Below are 6,243 nucleotides of genomic sequence, written 5' to 3'. Positions count from 1 at the left end.
GTCCGACGGCCTGCCCGAACTGCGCGAGTGGTTCGCCCGGGGCCTGGGCGCCACCCGCACCGCCGCCGACGTACTGATCACGGCGGGCGGCCAGTCCGCGCTGACCACCGCCCTGCGCGCGCTCGCACCGCCCGGCGCACCCGTCCTGGTCGAGTCGCCCACCTACCCCGGCATGCTCGCCATCGCCCGCGCGGCGGGGCTGCGGCCCGTTCCCGTCCCCCTGGACGCCCAAGGGGTCCGTACGGAACACCTCGCCGCCGCCTTCCGGGCAACCGGCGCCCGGCTGTTCGTCTGCCAGCCGCTGTTCCACAATCCGACCGGCACCGTCCTCGCGCCCGAGCGCCGCCCCGAGGTGCTGCGTATCGCCCTGGAGGCCGGGGCGTTCGTCGTGGAGGACGACTTCGCGCGCCGGCTGGTCCACGAGGACGCCGGGCCGCTGCCGAGCCCGCTCGCATCGAACGACCCGGACGGTGTCGTCGTCCATGTCGGCTCACTGACCAAGGTGACCTCACCCAGCCTGCGGGTGGGCGCCCTCGCGGCGCGAGGGCCCGTCCTGGAGCGGCTGCGCGCCATCCATGTGGTCGACAACTTCTTTGTGCCGCGCCCTCTTCAGGAGGCCGCGCTCGAACTGGTCGGCGCCCCCGCGTGGCACCGCCATCTGCGGACCGTGTCGGCCGAGCTGAGGGCCCGCCGCGACATCCTGGCCACCGCCCTGCGGCACCGGCTGCCGGAACTGTCCCTTCCGTACGTCCCTTCGGGCGGCCAGCATCTGTGGCTGCGGCTGCCCGACGGCACCGACGAGGCCGCCCTGCTCGCCGCGGCCCTGCGCGCGGGCGTCGCCCCGGCCCCCGGCCGCCCCTACTTCTGCGCGGAACCCCCGGCCGCGTACGTACGGCTCAGCTTCTCCGGGGTGGCGGGCGCCGCGAAGATCGAGGAGGGCGCCCGGCGGCTCCGCCTGGCCTGCGACGAAATACGGCGCTGAACGCTGCGGACCTCCGCCGACCGCCGCCGACCTCCGCCGAACGCTCTCCGCGCCGGGAGTCCCACGGTCCGTGCGCGCGTGACGAAGCTCGCGTCCGCACTGGCCGGACTGCGGCGATCTGTCCACTTGACCAGTGCGGCTCACCCCGCCCACCATCACGCCATGAGTGTTCGGATCACGCTGGTGGCTGCCGCTCGCAGCTCGTCAATGCTCGCCGAGCGCTTCGACGACGACCGGACGTCCCTCGATCAGACCGGCTGGTACGAGGTCCAGCTCGCCGCACACGCCCTCGTCCCCCTCAACGCCGCCGAGCTGCGGTACTGCTCACCCACCGTCCGCAGCCGCGCCACCGCCCAGGCCCTCGGCTACGCGCCGATGGCCCAGCCCGCCCTGCGCGACTGTGACATGGGGCGCTGGCGCGGCTTCACCCTCGCCGAGGTGACCGCCCTCGAACCCGACGCCGTCGACGCCTGGCTCGCCGACCCGCGCTCCGCGCCCCACGGCGGGGAGTCCCTGCTGGCGTTCATCGGGCGCATAGGGGGCTGGCTCGACACCCGTCCCTCGGCGGAAGGCGGGTCCATCGTCGCGGTCGCCGAGCCCTCGGTCGTCCGGGCGGCGCTGGTGTATGTGCTCCGGGCGCCGCCGTTCTCGTACTGGCATGTGGATGTCCGCCCGCTGTCGACCCTGATCCTGACCGGCCGGTCGGGGTTCTGGAACATCCGCCTCCAGACGGCTCCCTGAGTTCCGTGACGGCTCCCTGACGACCTCCCGGCGCCCGGTCCCGCTCGACGGCCCCCGTCACCCCGGTTCGGCGGTTCCCCGCGCCGTCGCGGAACTCTTCGTACGGCGGTGGGCCGCGACCCGTTCGCGTGTGGCACACCGCCGTGAGCAGTAGCGGCGCACCGGCCCACTGCCCTGGGTGAGGAAGACATTTCCGCAGGTGGGCGAGGCGCAGACACCTCCTGGCGGGCGCTGCCGGTCCCAGATCAGGACGGTGAGCGCCAGACAGGACGAGGCGAGCAGCCACTCGCCCCAGGGGGCGTCGTCCCGGCCGTCGAGATGGGGGTGCCAGGGGGAGTCGCCGTGGTGGGAGGTGAGCCGCAGGGGCCCGGCGGTCTCGCCCAGCAGCCGGTTCAGGGCGGTGGCGGCCTCGGCGACGTCCCCGGCGGCGAAGACCCCGCGCAGCCGGCGGGCGACGGTCCGCATCTCCGCCATGTCCCGCTCCGACAGCCCGGCCGACCCGCTCTCCCCGTGCTCACGCAGCAGCGCGGCGATCGCGCCGGCCGTCGCGCTCTCCACCGCCAGGGCGTTGACCAGGTCCGCCGTCCGCCGGGCGACCGCCTGTACCGAATGCCGGGCGGACCACGCGTCGTTCGTCCACTCGTTCATGGTCACCACGGGTTCAATGTAACGCATTTGGCACAGGTTTGAGTTACTTGCGTAACGTGCCCGGCATGCCGAAGCGTTACGGATTGTGGAGCTATACGGCCGGGGCGGCAGCCGCCCGCACCGGAGACGCGATGTCGGGCCCGGCCCTGCTGCTGGCGGGTCTCGCCGTCACCGGCTCGGCCGTCTCCGCGTCGTCGCTGCTGGCCGGTGCCACGGTCGCGGCGGCGGTCGGGGGACCCGTCGTCGGCGTACTGCTCGATCGTTCCCCCCGCCCCGGACGGCTGCTCGCGGCGGCCCTCGTCGGCTACGTCCTGGCGCTCGCTCTCGTCCTCGCCGTACTCGGCCGGGTGCCGCTCGCCCTCACCGTCCTGATCGCGGTCTTCGGGGGCCTGCTCGGCCCGGCCCTGGCGGGCGGCTGGACCTCCCAGCTGCCGAGGGTCGTCCCGCCCGGTGCGCTGCCCCGGGCCAACGCCCTCGACGCGATGACCTTCAACGCCGCCGGTCTGGTGGGCCCCGCACTCGCCGGCACCACCGCGCAGCTCGCGGGCGCGCGCACCGGGGTCGTCGTATCCGTCGTCCTCGTCTGTCTCGCCGTCCCCGTCGCGCTCGCCCTGCCGCCACGCGGAACCCGGGGGCGCGAGCACCCCGGCGGCGACCGGCCCGAGCGTGAGCACCCTCCCGGCGGTGGGCCTGAGCGGGCGGACCCGGGCGGCCTGGGACGTACGGGTTCGGGGGGCGCGGGCGGTCCGGAGCGGGCGCACCGTATGCCGCCCGTGGGCGGCACTCCGTCCGTACGCGCCGAACTCGCCGCCGGATTCCGCGCACTCCTCCGCTCCCGGCCACTGGCGCGCGCGACGGCCGCCACCGTGATCACCTGCACGGCCGACGGGATATTCGTCGCCTGCGCGCCCCTGCTGGGGGAGCGGACCCTCGGCGGCGCGGGCCAGGGAACGATCCTGCTCTCCGGAGTCGCCGTCGTCGCGCTGGCGGCGAACGCACTGCTCGCCCGCCGCCCCGGACTGCTGCGCCCGGACACGGTCATCGGGTGGAGCGCCGTCCTCCTCATGGCGGGGACCGTGCTCGCCTCGGCCGCCGCCACCGGGCGGCCCGCCCTGCTCATCGCTGCCGTCATCGTCCTCGGCATCGGCGAGGGACCCCAGCTCACGGCCCTCTTCGCGATCCGCCACCGGGAGTCCCCCGCACGGCTGCGGGGCCAGATCTTCACCACGGGCGCAAGCCTCAAACTCACCGGCTTCGCCATCGGCGCGGGCGCCGCCGGGCCCCTCGCCACATGGTCGCTGCCGGGTGCGCTGCTGACCGCGGCGGGGGTCCAGTCGCTGGCGGCCCTGGTCTGCGTCCGCCGGTCGCGCGGACGCGACGGCGGGGAGGCCGGGTCATTCCGTGACGACGGGGAGGCGGCACCGTCTCGTACGGAGGCCGGACCCTCCCGTACGGAAGCCGGACCCTCCCGTACGGAGAAGACCGCAGGCCGTACCCCATGGACACGGCGGTGGCGGAGAGGGAGAGCGGGAGCGGACCCCGATGGGGCAGGGCCCTTTCGAGGGGGCGGCGCCCACGGGATATCTTGATGTCGAGCAATGTTGCAGACGTGGAGCGGAGCACCCGGTGACTGACTCGACCATCATTTATACGCACACCGACGAGGCCCCAGCCCTGGCCACACATTCGTTCCTGCCGGTGGTCGAGGCGTATGCCTCGATGGCGGGGGTCACGGTCGAGAGCCGTGACATCTCTCTGGCGGGGCGGGTCATCGCCGTCTTCCCCGAGTACCTCGAAGAGAGCCAGCGCATCGACGACGCACTCGCCGAGCTGGGCGAGCTGGCGAAGACTCCCGGCGCGAACATCATCAAGCTGCCGAACGTCTCGGCGTCGATTCCCCAGCTCAAGGCGGCCATCGCCGAGCTGCAGCAGCAGGGCTACGCGCTGCCGGACTACCCGGACGACCCGAAGAGCGACGAGGACAGGGACGTCCGCGCCCGTTACGACAAGATCAAGGGCAGCGCCGTCAACCCGGTGCTGCGCGAGGGCAACTCCGACCGCCGCGCCCCCGCGTCGGTCAAGAACTACGCCAAGGCCCACCCGCACCGGATGGGCGCCTGGACGGCTGAGTCGAAGACCAATGTCGCGCACATGGACGCCGACGACTTCCGCTCCACCGAGAAGTCCGCCGTCATCGCCGACGCCGGCTCCCTGCGTATCGAGCTGGCGGGCGACGACGGCACCACGACCGTGCTGCGCGAGTCCGTACCGGTGCTCGCGGGCGAGGTCGTGGACGCGTCCGTCATGCGGGTCGCGCCCCTCCGTGAGTTCCTCGCCGCGCAGGTCGCCCGCGCCAAGGCCGAGGGCGTGCTGTTCTCGGTGCATCTGAAGGCCACGATGATGAAGGTCTCCGACCCGATCGTCTTCGGCCATGTGGTCCGCGTCTTCTTCCCGAAGACGTTCGCCGAGCACGGTGAGACGCTCGCCGCGGCCGGTCTGAGCCCGAACGACGGGCTCGGTGGCATCCTCAACGGCCTGGAGTCGCTGCCCGAGGGCGCGACGATCAAGGAGTCCTTCGACGCCGAGCTGGCCGAAGGACCGGCGCTCGCCATGGTCGACTCCGACCGGGGCATCACCAACCTCCATGTCCCGAGCGATGTCATCGTCGATGCCTCCATGCCCGCGATGATCCGCACGTCCGGCCATATGTGGGGCCCGGACGGCGAGGAGGCCGACACGCTCGCCGTCCTTCCCGACAGCAGCTACGCCGGTGTCTACCAGGTCGTCATCGACGACTGCCGTGCGCACGGCGCCTACGACCCCGCCACCATGGGCTCCGTGCCCAACGTCGGTCTGATGGCGCAGAAGGCCGAGGAGTACGGCAGCCACGACAAGACCTTCGAGATCCCCGCCACGGGCACGGTGCGCGTCGTCGACGCCTCGGGCGCGGTGGTCCTGGAGCAGACCGTCGGTGCCGGCGACATCTTCCGGATGTGCCAGACCAAGGACCTGCCGATCCGGGACTGGGTCAAGCTCGCCGTCACCCGCGCCCGCGCGACCGGCGACCCGGCCGTTTTCTGGCTCGACGAGGGCCGCGCGCACGACGCCAACCTCATCGCGAAGGTGAAGGCGTATCTGCCCGAGCACGACACCGAGGGCCTGCGGATCGAGATCATGTCGCCGGTCGAGGCCACCGCGTTCTCGCTGGAGCGCATCCGCCGCGGCGAGGACACGATCTCGGTCACCGGCAACGTCCTGCGGGACTATCTGACCGACCTCTTCCCCATCCTTGAGCTGGGCACGAGCGCGAAGATGCTCTCCGTCGTCCCGCTGATGAACGGCGGCGGTCTGTTCGAGACCGGTGCCGGTGGCTCCGCCCCCAAGCACGTCCAGCAGCTCGTCAAGGAGAACTACCTGCGCTGGGACAGCCTGGGCGAGTTCCTCGCGCTGGCCGTCAGCTTCGAGCATCTCGCGCAGACCACGGACAACGCCCGTGCGCAGGTCCTCGCCGACACCCTCGACCGCGCGACCGGCACCTTCCTCAACGAGGACAAGTCGCCGAGCCGCCGCCTCGGGGGCATCGACAACCGTGGCAGCCACTTCTACCTCGCCCTCTACTGGGCGCAGGAGCTGGCGCGGCAGACCGAGGACGCACAGCTGGCGGAGTCCTTCGGGGCGCTCGCCAAGACGCTGGCCGAGCAGGAGCGGACCATCGTGGACGAGCTGATCGCGGTACAGGGCTCGCCCGTCGACATCGGCGGCTACTACCAGCCCGACCCGGCGAAGGCATCGGCCGTCATGCGCCCGTCGGCGACCTTCAACCAGGCGCTCGCGACCCTGGGCTGATCCCCGGACCCGCCCGCCCGTGCCCC

At 72.8% G+C, this 6,243-nt stretch carries 5 protein-coding genes; 4 read left to right on the top strand and 1 reads right to left on the bottom strand.

Annotated elements, in window-relative coordinates:
• On the top strand, positions 1 to 982 hold a 982-nt coding region (locus ACWF94_RS30015), incomplete at its 5' end, for an aminotransferase-like domain-containing protein (protein WP_453495382.1).
• Positions 983 to 1,144: 162 nt separating this feature from the next.
• A complete protein-coding gene (locus ACWF94_RS30010; protein WP_453495379.1) occupies positions 1,145 to 1,723 on the top strand; it encodes a histidine phosphatase family protein in 579 nt (192 codons plus the stop codon).
• A 57-nt stretch (positions 1,724 to 1,780) separates the two neighbouring features.
• Here ACWF94_RS30010 and ACWF94_RS30005 read toward each other — a convergent pair whose 3' ends face one another.
• On the bottom strand, positions 1,781 to 2,398 hold the full coding sequence (locus tag ACWF94_RS30005; RefSeq protein ID WP_453495376.1) for a CGNR zinc finger domain-containing protein: 618 nt from the start codon (positions 2,396 to 2,398) through the stop codon (positions 1,781 to 1,783).
• Positions 2,399 to 2,436: 38 nt separating this feature from the next.
• Here ACWF94_RS30005 and ACWF94_RS30000 point away from each other — a divergent pair, with 38 nt between their 5' ends.
• Positions 2,437 to 3,960 carry an MFS transporter gene (locus ACWF94_RS30000; RefSeq protein ID WP_453495373.1) on the top strand — a complete coding sequence of 508 codons (1,524 nt, stop codon included), beginning with the start codon at positions 2,437 to 2,439 and terminating at the stop codon, positions 3,958 to 3,960.
• A gap of 37 nt (positions 3,961 to 3,997) precedes the next feature.
• The gene (locus tag ACWF94_RS29995; RefSeq protein WP_453495371.1) at positions 3,998 to 6,217 is read left to right on the top strand and encodes an NADP-dependent isocitrate dehydrogenase; all 2,220 of its coding nucleotides are present in this window, start codon (positions 3,998 to 4,000) and stop codon (positions 6,215 to 6,217) included.
• The last annotated feature ends 26 nt before the right edge of the window (positions 6,218 to 6,243 follow it).

Source organism: Streptomyces sp. NPDC055078 (genome assembly GCF_053607985.1).
Note: the sequence above shows the minus strand (reverse complement) of the source record. Positions and strands in the feature narration are given on the sequence as shown.